Below are 18,605 nucleotides of genomic sequence, written 5' to 3'. Positions count from 1 at the left end.
AATAACCACAAAGTTCGTGTATAATCTACAGGTTTGTTTAAATATTGCCGGAGTTGGAAATGAAAGTTGTTGAAGTGAAACACCCGCTAGTAAAACATAAAATTGGCCTGATGCGTGAAGGTGAGATTAGCACTAAGCGTTTTCGTGAGCTAGCGACAGAAGTGGGTAGCCTTCTAACATACGAAGCGACATCAGACTTTGAAACTGAGCGTGTAACTATTAACGGTTGGAACGGTCCAGTTGAAGTTGACCAAATTAAAGGTAAAAAAGTAACTGTAGTGCCAATCCTACGTGCTGGTCTAGGCATGATGGACGGCGTTCTTGAGCACATCCCAAGTGCACGTATCAGTGTTGTTGGTATCTACCGTGACGAAGAAACGCTTGAGCCAGTACCATACTTCAACAAGCTTGCATCTAACATCGACGAGCGTATTGCTCTAGTGGTAGACCCAATGCTTGCGACAGGTGGTTCTATGATCGCGACTATCGACCTGATGAAAGAGAAAGGTTGTAAGCACTTTAAGATTCTTGTGCTTGTTGCTGCTCCTGAAGGTATCGCTGCTCTAGAAAAAGCGCACCCAGACGTTGAGCTTTACACTGCTGCAATCGATGAGAAGCTAAACGACAAGGGCTACATTGTTCCTGGTCTTGGCGATGCTGGTGATAAGATCTTCGGTACTAAGTAATTCGGTTTCAGCTTAAGCGACTCTAAACCGTTTCTTAACTCGCTGAATTAACCGTATTAATAAAAAGGGAGAGCATTCGATGCTCTCCCTTTTTTGATCTTGTTGGTTTGTGATTTTTTTGAATCTAGCCTTACCGCAAGATTAATCGATTTGAGCTTTGTCTACCACAGTGTTGTCACCTAGTTCTTCTGGAAGCGCTAGGTTAAGTAGAATCGCTACGATACCGCACAAGCTTACGCCCTGTAGGCTGAAGTCACCGATACCAAAGGCCATGCCGCCAATACCAAAGACTAAAGTAATGCCCACAATCACAAGGTTACGTGATTTGTGCAGGTCAACGTTGTTCTTGATTAGCGTGTTAAGACCAACGGTTGCGATAGAGCCAAACAGCAGAATCATGATGCCGCCCATTACTGGAACCGGAATCGTTTGAAGTAGTGCGCCTAGCTTACCAACCAATGCAAGAACGATGGCAGTAACAGCAGCCCAAGTCATGATCACTGGATTGAATGCTTTCGTCAGCATTACTGCGCCAGTTACTTCACTGTAAGTAGTGTTTGGCGGAGCGCCCAGCATAGAAGCTGCGATTGTTGCCACACCGTCACCTGTGATAGTGCGGTGTAAGCCTGGCTTTTTAAGGTAGTCTTTGCCTGTTACGTTAGAAATCGCAAGCATGTCACCAACGTGCTCAACGGCTGGTGCAATCGCAACAAATACCATGAAGAAGATAGCGTTGATGTTGAACTCAGGTGCTGTGAAGTTTGGCAATGCCAACCAAGACGCTTGAGCTACTGGTGTGAAGTCTACCGCGCCGTATACCAGGCTGGTGATGTAACCTGCAACAATACCACCAAAGATAGGCAGTAGTTTTAGGAAGCCTTTCGAGAATACACTGATGACAATCGTTACTAGCAGTGAAATCGAAGAGATCCACAGTGCTGCGTCTGCATCAACAAGCTGAACCGCACCATCGCCAGTTTTACCAAGTGCCATGTTTACCGCAACAGGCGCTAGACCTAAACCGATAACCATGATTACAGGGCCAACGACGACGGGTGGAAGTAGCTTATGAATGAAGCCAACGCCTCTTACTTTAATCAATGCACCCATCAATACATACACAACACCTGCCGCCATAAGGCCACCCATGGTTGCGCCAACGCCCCATGTTTGAATACCAAACATGATAGGAGCGATGAATGCAAAAGAAGACGCTAAGAAGATTGGCACTGAACGGCGTGTAATAAGTTGGAATAAAAGGGTACCGATACCTGCGCCAAAGAGTGCAACGTTAGGATCAAGTCCTGTTAGTAGCGGCACGAGTACAAGCGCACCAAAAGCTACGAACAGCATTTGCGCACCTTGCAAAGCATTTTTCATGATATGTCCTTAAAAATGGTCGTTATATGAAAAGTGAAAAATAAAATTCGCGGGATTCTATCACTTAGCAATCGATTGCTACACCAGATAGATCAAATTTATTTATCTTAGTGATGTTTTATATCTATCTAAGCTCGGAAAATTCAGTTTATAAGTTAGCGATTTATCATGGCCAGGTGATATTTTGTGGTTATTAAACACAGTGGGCGCTATCGACCTTGCCCCTCAATCCATAGTTGCTTATCATCAAGGCACAAGCTTTGAATATTAGGATCAATATGCGCTACATAGCATTGTTGTTGATGGGACTATTAGCCTCTCCGAGTTATGCCTTAACTCAAGTAGATATCTTTAGTGCTGAAGTTGCGATTAACGCTGAAGACAAACAGCCAGAACAAGTGGCAAGAAATACAGGTATGGAGCAGGTATTGATACGTGCGACTGGCCAAACTGATGTCGCTTCAAATGAAACGATTCAAAAGGCCATGCGTAAGAGTGCTCAGTACATGTCTCAAATGAGTTTTGGCGAAAGCAATGACCAATCAACATTGCGTATGCGTTTTAACGGTGCTCAAATCCGTTCTCTATTAACTCAAGCGCAATTGCCGTATTGGCCTGATACTCGTTCAAACATCTTGGTTTGGCTCGTAGAAGAAGACAGCTACGACAAAAATATTGTGTGGGAGCACTCGAACTCACAACTGGCTGCAGGCTTACAAGCGAATGCAAAAGAGCGTGGCTTGCCTTTGACGCTTCCTGTGGGTGATTTTGACGATATTACGGGTATTGCGACTTCTGATTTATGGGGCAGTTTTGTCACGCCAATCAGTAAAGCAAGTCAACGTTATCCTGTTGATGCTGTGTTGGTTATTAAGGCTCAATCTTCAGGTCTACGTTGGACTCTGTACGATCAAAAACCAAGTCAATTGACGAGCGCACCAACATCGCCAGTAAGTGGTTCTTTGTCGGGTAACAGCGCAACAACGTCTAAGAAGCTCGTCGACCAAATCAGTAACTACTACGCAGGCAAGAGTGCTGTGACGGTAGCAAGTGAATCATCAGAGTCGATTTTAACGCAGTTTATTAGCTTGAATAATGCTCAAGATTTCTTCCAATTGGAGAACGCACTTAAGCGTCTAAACTCGGTTGCAAGCCTAGATATCCTTAAGATTCAAAATAACGAAGTGACTTTCCGTATCCACTTATTGTCGACTCAACAAGAGTTTGAACAAGAAGTTGAAAGCATTCGTCAAGTCGCGAAAGTTGAAGAGTCTTACATTGAACCTGAAGTTAGCCCTGAGTTTGAAACGCAAGACAACACTATGTCTGTGGGTGATGACTCAGCGAACACTGTGACAGGCGACGAAACTAACTCAGGTGTGCAAGTGGTTAAGGGCAGTGAGGTATCTACAGATGCTGAGCTAACAAGTACTTCTGATGCAACGCTAGACGAATCTAACACGGAAGAGTTAAGCATCATTGCGCCAGTGCATGCTAAGCCAAGCTTGGTATACGAATGGGTTCGTTCGTAATTGTCTGCTGACAGCACTGATTAAAACGAAACACTAAAAAAGCCCTGCAAGAGCAATCCTGCAGGGCTTTTTGTTTATCGAGTGTCAGTTCAAGAGTAATCAATCAATATTACTGCTCGAATTTCGCTTTCTCTTTCTTTTCTACTTCAGAAAGACGCTTCAGCTTGATGCCTAACTCTTTGGCACGAAAACGAGTGAATAAGATATTACCCGCAAAGCCTAATGTCGTTAGAAGCAGCTCTACAGCCGCTAGCAAGCGTTCACCACCGTCTATATACAAGATGGTTAATGCATGTAGGAAGTAGAGCATTAGGACGAAGTTCGCCCAAGCATGCGTATAAGGTTTACCAGCTAGGATGCCCGGTAATGGCAGTAATAGCGGTACCGCCCAAGCAATCGCAAGTGTGGTGTTACTCAGGTGCGGATGCGGGGAAAGTGTCATCTGCCACGCCACAACCCAACCTAATAGTAATAAGTTGCCAGCTAAAGCAAGGTAGCGGAATAACTTTGTCTTGGGAGACATAGCCCTGTCAGCCATATACATCATTGAGAAATTCCCTTCTGGTTGATGGCGATGCGCGCTAAGCGTTTACCTAGATTCTGTGCCAACTCAATCTCTTCTTTACTCAATGAAGCACTCTCTCCTGTACTGCTTGCACCGTAAGGTGTGCCACCGGTTTGAGTGGTGTGCAACGCAGGCTCTGAGTAGGGGATGCCTACGACTAACATGCCGTGGTGAAGAAGTGGCAACATCATGCTTTGCTGTGTCGTTTCTTGGCCGCCATGCAGTGATGAAGAAGAAGTAAAAACACAAGCTGGTTTATCGATAAGATCGCCATTGATCCACAGTGATGTCGTGCTATCCCAAAAGTGCTTCATTGGCCCTGCCATGTTACCAAACCAAACCGGACTACCTAACGCTAAACCATCGCAAGAACGCAGCTCTTGTAATGTCGCAATAGGGTCGGTTGGCTGATGACGCGAATCGGGCTGCTCTTCTACCGTGTACACGTCGTTCACTGTTCTCAGCATAGCTTCACACTCAGGGATGGACTCCACCCCTCGTGCAATCTGTCTTGCTAAAGCTTGTGTGTTGCCGTGACGGCTGTAATAAAGAACAAGAATGTTAATGCTCATATTGGATTACAGAATCTCTAATACTTGCTCTGGTGGACGACCAATCTTTGCTTTGTTGTTCGCAACAACCACAGGGCGCTCGAACAGTTTTGGATTGGTTGCCATTGCTGAGAAAAGGTCTTCATCAGTGACAGATGCATCACCCAAGTTTGCTTCTTTGTAATCCGCTTCTTTGGTACGCATCATCTCGCGAACACTGTCAAAACCCAGTTGAGTGAAAAGCACTTTCAGCTGCTCAACAGTTAAAGGCGTATCTAGGTACTTAATAACTTCAGGCTGTACACCGTTTGTTTCAAGCAGTTCAAGCGTTTGACGGCTCTTTGAGCAACGTGGGTTATGATAAATCACGACAGACATGTTTCTTCCTCATTATTATTTTTGATTTCGTTATTCAGTAGAAGCCATTCGAGTGGCTTCATTGTATTCGTTGAGCGTGCTTTTATTTTTGGTTTCGAGTCTTTGCTAATCAATTACACTTATTGCAGAGACAAGAAACGTTCACGCTGAATCATCAGTTGATCAATGCGAGCGTCGTAACGCGCTTGCTTTAGACTCCCCAGTTCAGCGATTTGGCTCGCCTGCGTGTAGTACTGAATCGCTTTGTTCCAGTTGGCTTGTAGGGCCAAAATTTCTGCACGAGCGGCAAGATCTTCGTCGCTGTTCCCAAGACTAGTATTCGCTTTTGAAAGCAGGTGCCAGCCGTTGGTGTCGTTTGGATTATCGTGCGTATAACGCTGCAATACGCGAACGGCTTCTGTCAGATCTTCTTTTTCGATTAAGGCATTCGCATAGTTAATGGTCAGAACCGGGTTGTTTGGCTGACGAACCAGTGCAGATTTCAGTTCTTTAATCGCAATCTCAGGCTGCTTCTTCTCAATGTGAAGATCGGAAATAGCATCTAAATAAAACAGGTTGGTCGGATCGCTGTTGATAAGCTTGGTCAGAATAGGCTCTGCTTTGTCTAGTTTCTTAGAGTCGAGATAAACAAGAGCTTGTCCGTATTCTAAAGATGGGACGATCTCTTTTGGTGCCTTCTTCAATTGACGTGAGAACCAATCCAATGAAGCATCATTGTTGATGCCTGCATAGCGCGCGACAATGCGGGCTCTTGCTAGGTGGTAATCCAGAGATGGAGCCAACTTCAATGGTGGATAGCTGCGTGCTCGAGCGCGAGAATCCGTAATACGGTCTTCTGGTAATGGGTGAGTTAATAGCATTGGCGGTGGTGTGCTTGCATAGCGGTATTCATCAGCTAAACGGCCGAAGAAACGTGGCATTGCATTCACATCAAAGCCAGCTTTTGCCAGCGTGTTGATACCAAAGCGGTCAGCTTCTTTCTCGTTGCTACGCGTATAGTTGATTTGGCTTTGCATGTTACCCGCCGTTGTTGCGGTTAAGGCTGCAATACCGGCTTCAGGAGCAGCAATCGCCAGTAATACTGAAGCCGCAAGTGCAGCGATAGTCGCAGGAGAACGACGAGCTTGATCTTCCATACTACGTGCTAAGTGACGTTGGGTAACGTGCGCGATTTCGTGCGCTAATACAGAAGCGAGTTCACTCTCAGATTGCGCGTGCAGGAATAAACCTGAGTGCAAAGCAACGTAACCACCAAAGAATGCGAAGGCGTTGATGTTGCGATCACGGATCATAAAGAACTGGAAAGGTGTCTTTACATCATTTGCGTTGGCTACAAGGCGATGGCCCAGCGTGTCTATATAAAGGTTTAGAACCGGGTCATTAACAATAGGCTGGCTGCTTCTGATGATGCGCATGTAGGCATCACCATAGATAAGTTCTTGGTCAATAGAGAGTGTGCCGCCAGCAGCGGTACCGATATCTGGTAGCTCCAAACTGTTGGTATTCGCCAACGTTGGGGTGCTTAATGTAGCTGCGATGCATAAGCAAGCAATTGAGCGAGCGCGTTTAAACATATTAGTCAGTAATACTCCGTTTCTTCTGACAGTAAGACAAGTGCGATGCAAATTGGTTCTTTATCTGATTTAACCTTTGCCAAGTGCGTGCGCTATCATGAAGGAAGATGAATGAATGATGGCGCGTTTTCAAAAACAGATTACAATACGACCCTTATAATAAGCATCGAGCTCAAGAATGACACCTAATATTCTAGATTTACGCCAAGAGCGCTGTCCAATGGCGCTATTATTAGCCAAGCGTCACAGTGTAAAGTTAGAAGTAGGGCAAACATTGTCAATTTATGTCTCTGACATCAGCTCGATGAAAGATATTGTTACGTTTTTATCTAAGCAAGCCTATGTCGTCGTCACTGAGGTTTGTTCTAATTACCACCATCTCCTCGTCACTAAAAAGGAATTGCAGTCAAATGCTTGAAATGGTCAATCGTTGGTATAAACGACGTTTCTCTGATCCCCATGCTGTCAGTTTGGTTGCCATCATTCTATTCGGCTTTATTACCATCTACTTCTTTGGTCACCTTATAGCACCATTATTGGTGGCTATCGTGTTGGCTTACTTGCTTGAGTGGCCTGTTACCCAACTTCAAAGACTCGGTGTTCCAAGAACCCCATCTGTGATGTTGGTGATCATGATGTTCTTTAGCGTGATGTTACTTGCGCTGTTTGGTCTAGTACCAACGATTTGGGAACAAGTAGGTAACCTTATCAATGATATTCCAAGCATGTATGGTGGCTTACAGAAGTTCATCGCAACCATTCCTGAGCGTTACCCTGAGCTAGCAAACCTGCAGATCGTTGAGTCGATTGTGTCTAACGCGAAAAACAAAGCACTAGGCTTTGGTGAAAGCGTTGTGAAAGGCTCTTTAGCTTCATTAGTGAGCTTGGCAACGTTAGCGGTTTACCTAATTCTTGTACCACTGCTTATCTTCTTCCTTTTGAAAGACAAAGAAGAGATGATCAGAATGGCAAGTGGTGTTCTGCCTAAGAACCGTCGTCTGGCGACCAAGGTTTGGGTTGAGATGAACCAACAAATCTCGAACTACATTCGAGGAAAAGTGTTAGAAATTCTAATCGTTGGTGGTGTGAGCTACGTGACCTTTGCGATTTTGGATTTGCGTTATTCTGCACTATTGGCTGTCGCGGTGGGTTTCTCGGTTCTAATTCCGTATATCGGTGCTGCGGCAGTGACGGTGCCAGTGGCGATTGTTGGTCTGTTCCAATGGGGACTAGAGCCTCAGTTCTACTGGCTATTAGTCGCTTACGGCATCATTCAAGCTCTAGATGGCAACGTGTTAGTGCCGGTTCTGTTCTCTGAAGCAGTGAACCTGCACCCAGTCGCGATTATTGTTGCGGTATTGGTGTTTGGTGGACTATGGGGATTCTGGGGCGTGTTCTTTGCTATCCCACTGGCAACGCTAGTGAAAGCGGTTTGGAATGCCTTACCGAGTCATGCATTAGACGATGACCCTGAACACTCGCACTAATTAGTGTCTAGTTTAAACACCCATTAAGAAGGCCGAATCTCACTGAGATTCGGCCTTCTTAATTTTATGTATCGCTGAAGTTTATTCGGTCAAAAGCTTTTTGCAACTTAGTGCTTTAACCGAAATAGACTCTTAAGCTTCTTGATTGAAGTAATCGAGAACCACTTCGTGGTGAGTCTTGGTTTTGAACTTGTTGAAGACGTGTTCAATCTGACCTTCTTCATCAATTAGGAAGCTAATACGGTGCAGACCATCGTATACCTTACCCATGAATTTCTTCTCACCCCAAACGCCAAACTGCTCAGCAACGCTGTGGTCTTCGTCAGACAGTAGTGTGAAGTTTAGAGATTTCTTCGCAACGAAGTTTGGTAGGCGTTTTACTGGGTCAACACTCACACCCAAAACAACCACATTTAGGTCATCAAGCTGTGCTTTGATATCACGCAGGCCTTCCGCTTGCACAATACAACCTGGAGTCATTGCTTTTGGGTAGAAGTAGAAAAGTACTTTTTTACCTTTGAAGTCACCAAGAGATACGATATTGCCATCTTGATCTGGAAGAGAAAAAGCAGGTGCTGGAACACCAGCCGTTAGCGTATTCATGACATTTCCTTTTTAAAGACTGTTTTTGATAAAGTTGAGCGAGCCTTGGACTGATAGGCTCTGACACAGCGAATTGAATTCTTCTTGTAGCTGCATCAAATTACATTCTGATTGCACAGAAGCGGTAATAGAGATATGGAATTGGTCGTTATCGAGCTGAACCTTGGACTTATTGATGGTTTGCGCGCTAAGCGAATCGAGGCCGATGTTTCGGTCTGCGAAGAACTGAGTGAACTGCTCGGTTAGGCCGAGTTTGTCGTCTGACTCAACGAAAACTTCTAGCGTGTAGGAGTTCTCAATAACATCATGAGGCGAGGTTCGCTTCATAATCGTAATCAAGTCGTGCTCTTGGCCAAGCAAGGGCAGGGTGGTTTCAACGCGGGTAATGTTGTTTGCCTTTCCAGACAGTAGCATGATAAGCGTAAATTCTTCGCCAAACAGAGCGATACGGCTATCAATAATGTTACAGCCTGATTGGGTGACTAAATGAACCACTTGGTTGCATACACCTGGGCGATCAGTGCCCACAGCTGTGATTACTAGATGTTGAGTCATAAAATCACGTCTCTATATATTCCATTGATGCTTGCATGTTAGCACAGTTAGCCTGAGGAATAAGCGTATGGGCGGGGCTTTTTATGAGGTACCTTGCGTCTAATTGGTAACAAATGATAGGAATATCGAGAGCGTTAAAAACAGAGATGGCAAAGTGAGGCGACAGCTTACTTGTTACTGACATCCAGTGATGCGCTATCCGCTAGATTGAGCGCAGGTTACCCAAATTTCAGGTATAACGCCGTTAGAAGTCGTTTTACCTCAAACATACGACAATATTTACTGCAGATGTTGCCGCTAAGCCACTTTAATGTCTTGTGTTTATTGATTGGCTTACAGTAACATGCAAAAAGAATAAATTAAGGGAGATAGACATGTTTTCAGGAAGTATCGTTGCGCTAGTTACGCCATTTAACGCAGATGGCGAAGTGGATTTCGACAGCCTTAAAAAGTTGGTTGATCACCATGTTGCTGCAGGTAGTGATGGTCTGGTTGCGGTTGGCACAACAGGTGAGTCTTCAACACTCACAATTGAAGAGCATGTCAAAGTCGTCAATAAGATCGTTGAATTTGCTGATGGTCGTATTCCTGTTATCGCTGGTACGGGTGCAAACGCAACTCACGAGTCAGTGCTATTCAGCCGTTTACTAAATGGTTCTGGCATTGCTGGTTGCCTGAGCGTAACGCCTTACTACAACAAACCGACTCAAGAAGGTTTGTACCAACACTACAAAGCAATTGCTGAAGTAAGTGACGTTCCTCAAATCTTATACAATGTACCGGGTCGTACTGCAGTAGACTTGTTACCAGAGACGGTTGCTCGCCTTGCTGAGATCGAAAACATCGTTGCACTTAAAGATGCGACGGGTGATCTCGACAGAATTGCAATTCACCGTGAACTTTGTGGCGAAGACTTTATCTTACTAAGTGGTGATGACTTAACAGGTCTAGAATTTGTTAAGCGTGGTGGTGATGGCGTGATCTCTGTAACGAACAACGTTGCAGCTGCTGATATGGCAACCATGTTCAAACTAGCGAAAGAAGGTAAGTTTGAAGAAGCAGAAGCGATCAATGAGCGTTTGATGCCTCTACATAAGAATTTGTTCGTTGAGTCTAACCCTATTCCCGTAAAATGGGCGGTTCATAAAATGGGTCTGATTGCTGAAGGTGGCTTACGTCTACCGCTGACTGAACTGTCAGAACCAGCTCAACCTGTCGTTGCTCAAGCAATGACTGAAGCGTGCATTTACTAAAACGTATGAAGTGATGCCGAAGCGAACCTTCGGCATTTAGGAGTATAAATGAAGTATTCTCACCAGCTAGTGATTGGGTCACTGGCTGTTTTCGTTCTTACAGCATGTTCTGGCAGCCCGACTCAACGTCGCCAAGCCAAAGATGATTTCGAATACTTAGAAACACCTGAGTTTTCACAATGGCAGTTGCCTGAAGATGCTCAGCCTCAGTTCTACCCAAACTTTGACATCCCAAGTGGTGAATTCAGTGGTGGTACAGGTCGTGAAGTGGATATTCGTCCGCCGCAACAAGTGCTTGAGCTGATCCCGGGAGCTCGTGCTGAGCGTCAAAATGGTGAAGTGACACTATGGCTTCTTCGTGCTGAAGAGGCAGATCGTGTATGGCAAACTGCTGTAGACATGCTGACTCAGCGTGGTATTGGCATTCGTGAGCAATCAGAGAATGAGATTGAGACTGATTGGGTAACTTGGGTTTCTGAAGATGAAGATGTAGAGATTGGCAGCCGCTACTCTATTTCTCGCTTCCAAGCGAACAATCGCCACGGCTTCAAGATTAACCTGATTGATTGGCGTGAAGGCTCTGAAGTGAAGCCAGTAACGGCTACCAACAAAGAGCGTTACAACGCGTTCCTAACTAACTTAGTCATGGCTAAGTACGATGAAAACCTTCGTGCTGAAGCGGCGCTGAAAGCGCAAGAGTTGGTGAAGCGTATTCCAATTTCAATGGGTGCTGACCGTAGTGGTTTCCCTGTGATTATTGCTCGTACACCATACAATGTATTCTGGCAGCGTCTGCCAAGCTTGTTGCCTGCTATGGGCTTTGAGCTTGAAGAGCGCAACCAGTCTCAAGGTACAGTGAAAGCTAAGTACGCTGCTCCAGATGATGAATTCTGGGAAGAAATTGGCCTACAGCCTATCGACTTAGCGCCAGGCACTTACAACTTCCTATTTGGTGACCTTGGCAACCGTACGTCGATCAACGTAACGGATGCATCAGGCAAACCAGTAGAAGAAGAGCTACTTAAATCAATGGTTCCGGTACTCGCGCATATCGCTGACCAGACCAAAGATGACAAAGAAGCGAAAGCTGAGTAGTCGCATTTAAGCCGCTTCAGAGCTGAGTAAAATCAGTTCTGTGATTAGCTAAAACTAATAAAAAAGAGGACACACAGTGTCCTCTTTTTTTGTATTCGCTTTTAGCAGTCTGTTGAACAATCAGGCAGGATTTTCAAAGCAAAAGGCTAAACGTCTTTGTTCTCTTTAGACTCTTCTTTTTGAGCTTTCTCTTGATTCTGCTTATCCAAGCGATTGAGTTTATCTAAGTCTCGCTCTGTTTTGCCACGACCAGTCAGATCCATATTAGCGGTCTGCTTAAGAGCTGCGATGTTACCCACCACAACGCTAACCACGATGATGATGATAACCCAAGGGTTTGTAAGCCACTCCAACATAAGCGCTCCTAATGGCTGATGTTCGCTACGAAGCGCGCATAGATCTCGTCTAGCTGCTCCATAATAATCTCATACCCTAATATTGGCTTAGATTGGAGTTGCTTGCCAAGTAAAGTGGGAGATAACTGTGATAAACATGACTCCGAAACGTTACGATGGCTAATATGCCAAGGTTCTATTGCCACACCACCCAAGTCTTGGCTGTAAGGAAAGAAGAACCCAAATTGTGCAGCATGAACCGATAGCCATTGGTAAAACGCTTGCTGGTGGCCAGTAAGGTATTCCCATGGTTCTAATTGCAGCTGTGTGCCTTTAGGTAGGTGGTTACGAGCAAAGACATCGAAGTCACAACCCCAATGGTGACGACTCGCACCGGGAAGCGCAGACCACCTCAGGATAGCCGATAGCTTTTGCTGCTCAGTCAGTTTTGAAGCATCAAGAGGTTGGCTTTCTGAATCTAATATCGGTGCTTCACCAGAAAACTTACGGTTCCAAATCAGAGATTGTCTTTCATAGTCGCGAAAGCCACTGGCAATCTCCATTTTAAAACCAGCGAGTTGAGCAGCTTCAATCAAATTGTTCAGGTCATTCTTAACCTCACTGTGAACCAAGAAGGTCTTGGCACCGATCAGGCTAGGCTTTAGATGAGAATCTGATTGTCCGGTAAGCTGCTCTGGTGTCATAACGAGTCTCTCAATAATTAGATGCTATGAATCGCTGATGAAAGACTATTTAGCGAACAGGTTCACTAATGTTCTTTCGTACATGTCAGTTAGCTTCTCTAAATCAGCCACTTTCACGCATTCGTTAACCTTGTGAATCGTTGCATTCACAGGGCCTAATTCAACCACTTGTCCGCCCATACGTGCAATAAAGCGACCATCAGACGTACCGCCAGTCGTTAGTAGAGCTGGTTTAACATCATTGACGTGACCCACTGCATCAACAATAGCATCAAGCAGTGAACCTGCGTCGGTTAAGAACGGGTCGCCATTGAATGTCCATTTTAGGTCGTATTCGAAATCATACTTGTCGAGTGTCGTTGTGATGCGCTCAACGATGATGTCGTTGCTTAACTCGGTACTAAAACGCAGGTTAAACTGAACATTAAACTCACCAGGAATTACGTTTGACGCGCCTGTACCCGCACTCACATTTGGAATCTGGAAGCTTGTTGGTGGGAAGTAATCATTACCTTTGTCCCACTCAGTTGTTGCCAGCTCATTGATAGCAAGCAGAGAGCTGTGTACTGGGTTGTTTGCTAGGTGAGGGTAGGCAACATGACCTTGTGTACCTTTAATCGTTAGATCGCCTGTGATAGAGCCACGACGGCCGTTCTTCACTACATCACCTACGAACTCAGTGCTTGATGGTTCACCAACAATACACATGTCGATGTTCTCACCGCGTGCCATTAGTGTTTCAACAACACGTACAGTGCCATTGATAAACGGGCCTTCTTCATCCGATGTGATAAGGAAACCGATTGAACCAGTGTGGTCTGGATGCTTCGCAATGAACTGTTCTACCGCAACAATCATTGAAGCCAGAGAGCCTTTCATGTCCGCTGCGCCGCGGCCGTGTAGGAAACCGTCTACGATAGTCGGTTCGAATGGCTTAGTATTCCACTGCTCAATCGGGCCTGCAGGAACAACATCAGTGTGGCCAGCAAAGGCAAATAGAGGAGCTTCGGTACCACGACGAGCCCAAAAGTTCGTCGTATCTTCAAATACCATCACTTCGATTTTAAAACCGAGCGCTTTTAAGCGATTAATCATCAGCTCTTGGCAGCCTGCATCTTCAGGGGTTACCGATTGACGGCTAATGAGATCTTTTGCCAGAGCCAAAGTTGGGCTATCTGTCATCCTTGAATTCCTTGTTTAAATAAAACGTCTAGTCATTAATTTCAGGCGTTGAACAGAGGGAAGTTCAACGCTTTGTTATCTGTTCTAATATTTCTTATTACGCAAATTGCTGATTACGCAAAAATAGCAGCGTATTGGTCAGCTTTGAAGCCAATATGAAGCTTACCATCGACTTTCAAGATAGGGCGTTTAATCATTGCCGGTTGTTCAACAAGCAGAGTGACGGCTTTTTCTTCCGTTAATGTGTCTTTTTGCTCTTGAGAAAGTTGGCGATAAGTCGTACCACGTTTGTTTAGCACAAGTTCCCAACCAAGCTCTGAACAGAAGCTTGTTACTAACTCTTCAGTAATGCCTTGCTTGCGATAATCGTGAAATTCGAACTCGATACCTTCAGCTTCGAGCCATTTCTTTGCTTTTTTGATGGTGTCGCAATTTGGGATACCAAACATAGTGATAGTCATTATTCTTCCTTTGGGTGATTTTATTTCATTGTTATGAGTTGAATCCTATCAGGAAGCAGCAATTCAGACAAAATAGAGTGAGGAATATTTCATTGAGCGAAAAAAAACAGTAAGAAAATGTCACTATTGGAGAGTTATTGATCAGCCTCAACATGTTGTCAGCGAAAAAAGAAATAATTGAGTTGCACATATATAGGAGGTGTCAATGGAGTTGAGTCCTGTTTTTGCAAGGCGGCTATATTTAGCATTGTTAGTCGAAAGCCTTGATAGGCCAAATGTGCCTAAACTCATCGAAAAAACGGGTTGGCCTCGTCGTACTATTCAAGATGTACTCAAGGCGTTACCGGGGATCGGTATCGAACTTATGTTTGTTCAAGATGGGCGACGTCATAATGATGGTTATTACCAGTTATCCGACTGGGGACCATTTGACAGTCAGTGGGTTCTAGAACGTAAAGGCGATATAGCAACAAGCCTTGGATTTAGTGCATAAGCCAGCGAAAGCTGGCTTTCTTTTGGGCGTTATAAAATCGAAGCATAACGATATGCCGATTTAATTGCTTACTCGCACAGGTAGGCAGTACCAAGCATGGTCACGGAAGTGCTGAAATCTTGGGGAAGGGTAAAGATAACGGTGTCTGCGCCTAGCTCAATGGCATTCGACTTAAGCTCATTCATCGCACCTTGAATAAGGGTGTCATTGGGAAAGAACAAGTAGCTGTACCAATGACCTTCGCTGCCAGTGACTTCCCCTTTATATTCACACTGCTCGATGTTAATCAGACCGTGGTAATCCATTTGTACCTTGTCTGCTTTACTATGAGGCGTTGATGTGGGTGTGGTACACCCGAGTAACATGCCACTCATAGCCAAAGCGACTAATTCCTTTTTCATACGTTTACCCTGCTATTGCATCAAATAAATCGCGAAGCCTACCCAGCTTGCGATCAGTAGTAACCACGGCAGTTTAGTGGCGTGATTTGATGGTGTTTCAACACTTGCTTCGATCGTGTCTTCTTGGTTTTGACTAGCTTGTTGAGTCTGCTTCTCTTTTTGTACGCGTTTCTTCGCTTTATCGGCTTGGCGACTGCGCTCTTTTTGCTGTTTCTTATACAGTGCGATGCCTTTCTCGATACCCTGAGCAATCAGTTTAGTTTGTTCTTTGGTTTGAGCTGGCTTTTGAGTCGCTTTGGCTATCTTCAGTGCTTCTTGTTGAGATTCAACAGACGGCGTATTAGTTTTCTTTTTCATACTGAGTTCGATAATTAAAACGGATTGGCTACTAAGATAACGCAAAGCTAGTTAAGTATGAATGATTTGCGTTAAAGTGTTGGTTTGAAAATAAGTGAAAGTGAGATTTGTGCGGTACTCCATAGAACAATACGACAAGCACGGCTTTTTGAAAGCCCCAATCTTGCTCTGGTTAGGTTGGCTGTTTCTAGCGAAAGCCTTGGTCGTTTTCATTGTTGCAGGCGCAAGCCGAGAATCGGGAACCGATATTCTTGAGATAATCTACCCAGACCATCAGATGTTTTATGTTGGAATTGCATTGAGTGTTCCTAGTTTGCTACTGATGTGGTTATTTGGGCTAAGATCTCCAGATAGAAAGCGCCTTAACAAAGTCGTGTCATGGGGGCGCGGGGTGACCATGATGGCTATCTTGGCACAAGGCTCCCATACGATTTATTTAATCTATTTGGATAACGGATGGTTCCGTTGGTCAAATGGCATCACCCTATTGTTGCTGCTTTGGTTAGCGCTTTATCTAACCAATAGCCATGCTGCAAGGGATTGCTTTAAAGTGGTTGAGCTCGAAGACTGATTCTCATCAAAACATTTGTCCCATTCACAATTATACTTAGAAGCTAAAACTGGAAGGAATAATCTATGCTTAATGTTTCAAATGAGCAGCCTAACGTTCAAAGTGCTATTTTGCCTGAAGCTGGGCCTTTCGCTCTTTACGTTCAACTTAAAGTGAACGCTAACACTGCTAGTGTACTAGCAGAAATTCAAAAGCTTCCGACTCTAATCGACGAGCTAAACCAAACTCAACCTGATGCGAACCTAACGGCGTCGGTTGCGTTCTCAAAAGCTTTTTGGGATAAGTTCGAGCAAGCTGCTCCCTCTGATCTAATTGATTTCCCTGCGCTTGGTGAAGGTGATGTTACAGCACCGAGCACACTGTCTGATGTTTTGATTCACTGTCATTCAAACCGACATGATCTGCATTTCTTCATCCTACGTAAATTGCTATCTGAAGTAGCAGCAGACGTGGAAGTAGTGGATGAAACTTACGGTTACCGCTTCCTAGACTCACGTGACATGACTGATTTCGTTGATGGCACTGAAAACCCGAAAGACGCGCAGCGCGCTGAAGTGGCGATTGTGCCTGAAGGTGAATTCGCAGGTGGTAGCTACGTGATGGTGCAACGCTTTGTGCATAACCTACCTGCTTGGAACCGATTAAACGTATCGGCACAAGAAAAAGTGGTTGGCCGTACTAAGCCAGACTCTATCGAGCTAGATGATGTTCCTGCAGCGTCTCACGTTGGTCGTGTGGATATCAAAGAAGAAGGCAAGGGCCTTAAAATCGTTCGTCACAGCCTGCCTTACGGCACAGCAACGGGCGATCACGGCTTACTGTTCATTGCTTACTGTAACGTGCGTCATAATTTTGATGCGATGTTAGAGAGCATGTACGGCGTAACTGATGGCAAAACAGACCAACTGCTTCGCTTTACTAAAGCCGTTACTGGCGCTTACTACTTTGCTCCTTCAACTGAGATGTTGAGTGCATTAACGATTAAGTAAGTCGTCTCAAAAAATAAACAAAGGGAGCCTCAGGGCTCCTTTTTTATTAAAGCTTTATATGAATTGGTCGATATAAGAGCAATCGTGAGTTTTATTCATCTTTTTGTAAGTGAAGGTCTATGGCTATAACTGTTAATACAAATGTCTCAGCGCTGGTGGCTCAGAGAAACCTCTCTAATGCCAACAACATGCTGAACCAATCTTTGGAGCGCTTGGCTTCAGGGAGTCGTATTAACAGTGCTAAAGACGACGCTGCAGGCCTACAAATCTCGAATCGACTCGAAGCGCAGATGAGCGGCATTGATGTCGCAGTTCGAAATGCGAATGACGGTATCTCCATTATGCAGACCGCAGAAGGCGCGATGAATGAAACCACCAATATCATGCAACGCATGCGAGACTTGTCACTGCAAGCGAGCAATGGTTCAAATAGCCAGTCGGAAAGAACAGCGATTCAAGAAGAAATTACTGCCTTAAACGATGAGCTGAATCGTATTGCAGAGACCACTTCATTTGGTGGTAAAAAACTCCTTAACGGTAGCTTTGGTAGCACGTCATTTCAGATTGGTGGCAGTTCTGGTGAAGCGGTGCAAATCGGCCTGAAAAGCATGCGCACCGATGATATCAACATGGGCGGTTTTAGTTATGTCGCGAATGGCATGGCCAATGACTCGTGGGAAGTAAAATCCAATCAGAATGATATGACGATGTCGTTTACGGATCGTTTTGGTCAGCCTCAAGAGATCACCATTAATGCGAAAGCGGGCGATGACATTGAAGAGTTGGCGACTTATATCAATGGTCAAACGGACCTGGTTTCGGCTTCCGTCAATGATGACGGACAGCTTCAGATTTATATGTCTGGTGAAGATACTGCGGGTACGATCTCTTTCTCAGGGTCGTTAGCCGGTGAGCTTTCGATGTCGGCGGGTTATTACGAATCTGTCGATGACATCAATGTGACCGATGTGGGTGGTGCACAGCGTGCTGTTTCTATTTTAGACACAGCCATGAAGTATGTGGACAGTCATCGTTCTGAATTAGGCGCAATGCAAAACCGCTTTGATCATGCGATAAATAATCTCGAAAATGTTCATGAGAACTTGGCGACATCAAATAGCAGAATCAAAGATACTGATTACGCCAAGGAAACCACTCAAATGCTTAAGCAACAAATACTGCAGCAGGTGAGCACCACAATACTGGCTCAAGCAAAGCAGGCGCCGAACCTTGCCTTAACCTTATTAGGCTAATAAATCGTCTCAAATCTTATAAAGATATTTCAGCTTAATTAACCCGTTTGGTTAATTAAAATACAAATCATCGCTCGACCGACTTCTCGGCAACTTTAGCGTTTTTCTCATCTTTTTTTGATAATTTTACTGCCAGTCACGCTTTCTTCTCCTTTATCGCTATTTCTTTAATTTTGTTGTTTTTTTCCTAAAGGTTTCGC

The 18,605-nt window shown here is 44.7% G+C and carries 23 protein-coding genes; 10 read left to right on the top strand and 13 right to left on the bottom strand.

Annotation, left to right across the window (positions count from 1 at the left end; genetic code table 11):
• Nucleotides 1-59 precede the first annotated feature (59 nt).
• Nucleotides 60-686 carry a uracil phosphoribosyltransferase gene (upp, locus tag OCV12_RS12125; RefSeq protein ID WP_017060716.1) on the top strand — a complete coding sequence of 209 codons (627 nt, stop codon included), beginning with the start codon at nt 60-62 and terminating at the stop codon, nt 684-686.
• Between the two features lie 141 nt (nt 687-827).
• On the opposite strand, the gene OCV12_RS12120 is transcribed toward upp, so the two are convergent.
• A complete protein-coding gene (locus tag OCV12_RS12120) occupies nt 828-2,066 on the bottom strand; it encodes a uracil-xanthine permease family protein (RefSeq protein WP_261884746.1) in 1,239 nt (412 codons plus the stop codon).
• 278 nt (nt 2,067-2,344) lie between these two features.
• Between OCV12_RS12120 and OCV12_RS12115 the strand changes: the two genes are divergently transcribed.
• Nucleotides 2,345-3,598 (top strand): DUF2066 domain-containing protein, encoded by a 1,254-nt coding sequence (locus OCV12_RS12115; RefSeq protein WP_261884745.1) that lies wholly within the window; start codon nt 2,345-2,347, stop codon nt 3,596-3,598.
• A 109-nt stretch (nt 3,599-3,707) separates the two neighbouring features.
• Here the strand turns inward: OCV12_RS12115 and OCV12_RS12110 are convergent, their stop codons facing one another.
• The 4 genes from OCV12_RS12110 to bepA form a co-directional block, all read right to left on the bottom strand.
• A complete protein-coding gene (locus OCV12_RS12110; RefSeq protein WP_261884744.1) occupies nt 3,708-4,145 on the bottom strand; it encodes a DUF2069 domain-containing protein in 438 nt (145 codons plus the stop codon).
• A complete protein-coding gene (gene wrbA / locus OCV12_RS12105; RefSeq protein WP_017629431.1) occupies nt 4,142-4,735 on the bottom strand; it encodes an NAD(P)H:quinone oxidoreductase in 594 nt (197 codons plus the stop codon). Before wrbA ends, OCV12_RS12110 begins: the two co-directional genes overlap by 4 nt.
• A 6-nt stretch (nt 4,736-4,741) precedes the next feature.
• On the bottom strand, nt 4,742-5,092 hold the full coding sequence (arsC, locus tag OCV12_RS12100; RefSeq protein WP_017629430.1) for an arsenate reductase (glutaredoxin): 351 nt from the start codon (nt 5,090-5,092) through the stop codon (nt 4,742-4,744).
• Between the two features lie 119 nt (nt 5,093-5,211).
• On the bottom strand, nt 5,212-6,666 hold the full coding sequence (gene bepA / locus OCV12_RS12095) for a beta-barrel assembly-enhancing protease (protein ID WP_017629429.1): 1,455 nt from the start codon (nt 6,664-6,666) through the stop codon (nt 5,212-5,214).
• 178 nt (nt 6,667-6,844) lie between these two features.
• Here bepA and OCV12_RS12090 point away from each other — a divergent pair, with 178 nt between their 5' ends.
• Together OCV12_RS12090 and OCV12_RS12085 are read left to right on the top strand one after the other, a co-directional pair.
• Nucleotides 6,845-7,084 (top strand): sulfurtransferase TusA family protein, encoded by a 240-nt coding sequence (locus OCV12_RS12090; protein WP_017629428.1) that lies wholly within the window; start codon nt 6,845-6,847, stop codon nt 7,082-7,084.
• Nucleotides 7,077-8,153, top strand: a complete 1,077-nt coding sequence (locus OCV12_RS12085) for an AI-2E family transporter (RefSeq protein WP_017629427.1) — start codon at nt 7,077-7,079, stop codon at nt 8,151-8,153. Before OCV12_RS12090 ends, OCV12_RS12085 begins: the two co-directional genes overlap by 8 nt.
• Before the next feature lie 132 nt (nt 8,154-8,285).
• On the opposite strand, the gene bcp is transcribed toward OCV12_RS12085, so the two are convergent.
• Together bcp and OCV12_RS12075 are read right to left on the bottom strand one after the other, a co-directional pair.
• Nucleotides 8,286-8,756: a thioredoxin-dependent thiol peroxidase gene (bcp, locus tag OCV12_RS12080; RefSeq protein WP_176680276.1), complete on the bottom strand. Its 471-nt coding sequence runs from the start codon at nt 8,754-8,756 to the stop codon at nt 8,286-8,288.
• Between the two features lie 12 nt (nt 8,757-8,768).
• Nucleotides 8,769-9,311: a glycine cleavage system protein R gene (locus OCV12_RS12075; RefSeq protein ID WP_017632494.1), complete on the bottom strand. Its 543-nt coding sequence runs from the start codon at nt 9,309-9,311 to the stop codon at nt 8,769-8,771.
• A 374-nt stretch (nt 9,312-9,685) separates the two neighbouring features.
• Here OCV12_RS12075 and dapA point away from each other — a divergent pair, with 374 nt between their 5' ends.
• Together dapA and bamC are read left to right on the top strand one after the other, a co-directional pair.
• Complete coding sequence (gene dapA, locus OCV12_RS12070; protein ID WP_017632493.1) at nt 9,686-10,564, top strand: 4-hydroxy-tetrahydrodipicolinate synthase; 879 nt, start codon at nt 9,686-9,688, stop codon at nt 10,562-10,564.
• A 48-nt stretch (nt 10,565-10,612) separates the two neighbouring features.
• On the top strand, nt 10,613-11,659 hold the full coding sequence (gene bamC, locus OCV12_RS12065; protein ID WP_239848738.1) for an outer membrane protein assembly factor BamC: 1,047 nt from the start codon (nt 10,613-10,615) through the stop codon (nt 11,657-11,659).
• Nucleotides 11,660-11,805: 146 nt separating this feature from the next.
• Here the strand turns inward: bamC and OCV12_RS12060 are convergent, their stop codons facing one another.
• The 4 genes from OCV12_RS12060 to OCV12_RS12045 form a co-directional block, all read right to left on the bottom strand.
• The gene (locus OCV12_RS12060; RefSeq protein WP_261884743.1) at nt 11,806-12,015 is read right to left on the bottom strand and encodes a DUF2897 family protein; all 210 of its coding nucleotides are present in this window, start codon (nt 12,013-12,015) and stop codon (nt 11,806-11,808) included.
• An 8-nt stretch (nt 12,016-12,023) separates the two neighbouring features.
• On the bottom strand, nt 12,024-12,698 hold the full coding sequence (locus OCV12_RS12055) for a M15 family metallopeptidase (protein ID WP_261884742.1): 675 nt from the start codon (nt 12,696-12,698) through the stop codon (nt 12,024-12,026).
• A gap of 45 nt (nt 12,699-12,743) precedes the next feature.
• Nucleotides 12,744-13,880: a succinyl-diaminopimelate desuccinylase gene (dapE, locus tag OCV12_RS12050; RefSeq protein WP_261884741.1), complete on the bottom strand. Its 1,137-nt coding sequence runs from the start codon at nt 13,878-13,880 to the stop codon at nt 12,744-12,746.
• 113 nt (nt 13,881-13,993) lie between these two features.
• A complete protein-coding gene (locus tag OCV12_RS12045) occupies nt 13,994-14,341 on the bottom strand; it encodes an ArsC family reductase (protein ID WP_261884740.1) in 348 nt (115 codons plus the stop codon).
• Between the two features lie 205 nt (nt 14,342-14,546).
• Here OCV12_RS12045 and OCV12_RS12040 point away from each other — a divergent pair, with 205 nt between their 5' ends.
• On the top strand, nt 14,547-14,834 hold the full coding sequence (locus OCV12_RS12040; protein ID WP_004741665.1) for a winged helix-turn-helix domain-containing protein: 288 nt from the start codon (nt 14,547-14,549) through the stop codon (nt 14,832-14,834).
• Nucleotides 14,835-14,902: 68 nt separating this feature from the next.
• Here the strand turns inward: OCV12_RS12040 and OCV12_RS12035 are convergent, their stop codons facing one another.
• Nucleotides 14,903-15,235 (bottom strand): DUF4156 domain-containing protein, encoded by a 333-nt coding sequence (locus OCV12_RS12035; protein ID WP_132935753.1) that lies wholly within the window; start codon nt 15,233-15,235, stop codon nt 14,903-14,905.
• Nucleotides 15,236-15,247: 12 nt separating this feature from the next.
• Nucleotides 15,248-15,592, bottom strand: coding sequence for a DUF2956 domain-containing protein (locus OCV12_RS12030; protein WP_261884739.1), 345 nt, complete (start codon nt 15,590-15,592; stop codon nt 15,248-15,250).
• Between the two features lie 109 nt (nt 15,593-15,701).
• Between OCV12_RS12030 and OCV12_RS12025 the strand changes: the two genes are divergently transcribed.
• From OCV12_RS12025 to OCV12_RS12015, 3 genes are all read left to right on the top strand, one after another.
• Nucleotides 15,702-16,163 carry a DUF2919 domain-containing protein gene (locus OCV12_RS12025; RefSeq protein WP_017632486.1) on the top strand — a complete coding sequence of 154 codons (462 nt, stop codon included), beginning with the start codon at nt 15,702-15,704 and terminating at the stop codon, nt 16,161-16,163.
• A 65-nt stretch (nt 16,164-16,228) separates the two neighbouring features.
• The gene (locus tag OCV12_RS12020) at nt 16,229-17,152 is read left to right on the top strand and encodes a Dyp-type peroxidase (RefSeq protein WP_261884738.1); all 924 of its coding nucleotides are present in this window, start codon (nt 16,229-16,231) and stop codon (nt 17,150-17,152) included.
• A gap of 119 nt (nt 17,153-17,271) precedes the next feature.
• Nucleotides 17,272-18,405, top strand: a complete 1,134-nt coding sequence (locus OCV12_RS12015) for a flagellin (protein ID WP_261884737.1) — start codon at nt 17,272-17,274, stop codon at nt 18,403-18,405.
• The last annotated feature ends 200 nt before the right edge of the window (nt 18,406-18,605 follow it).

The organism is Vibrio pomeroyi, from assembly GCF_024347595.1.
Classification (GTDB): domain Bacteria; phylum Pseudomonadota; class Gammaproteobacteria; order Enterobacterales; family Vibrionaceae; genus Vibrio; species Vibrio pomeroyi.
The sequence above is the reverse complement of the archived record's forward strand: the minus strand, read 5'-3'. Positions and strand labels throughout refer to the sequence as shown.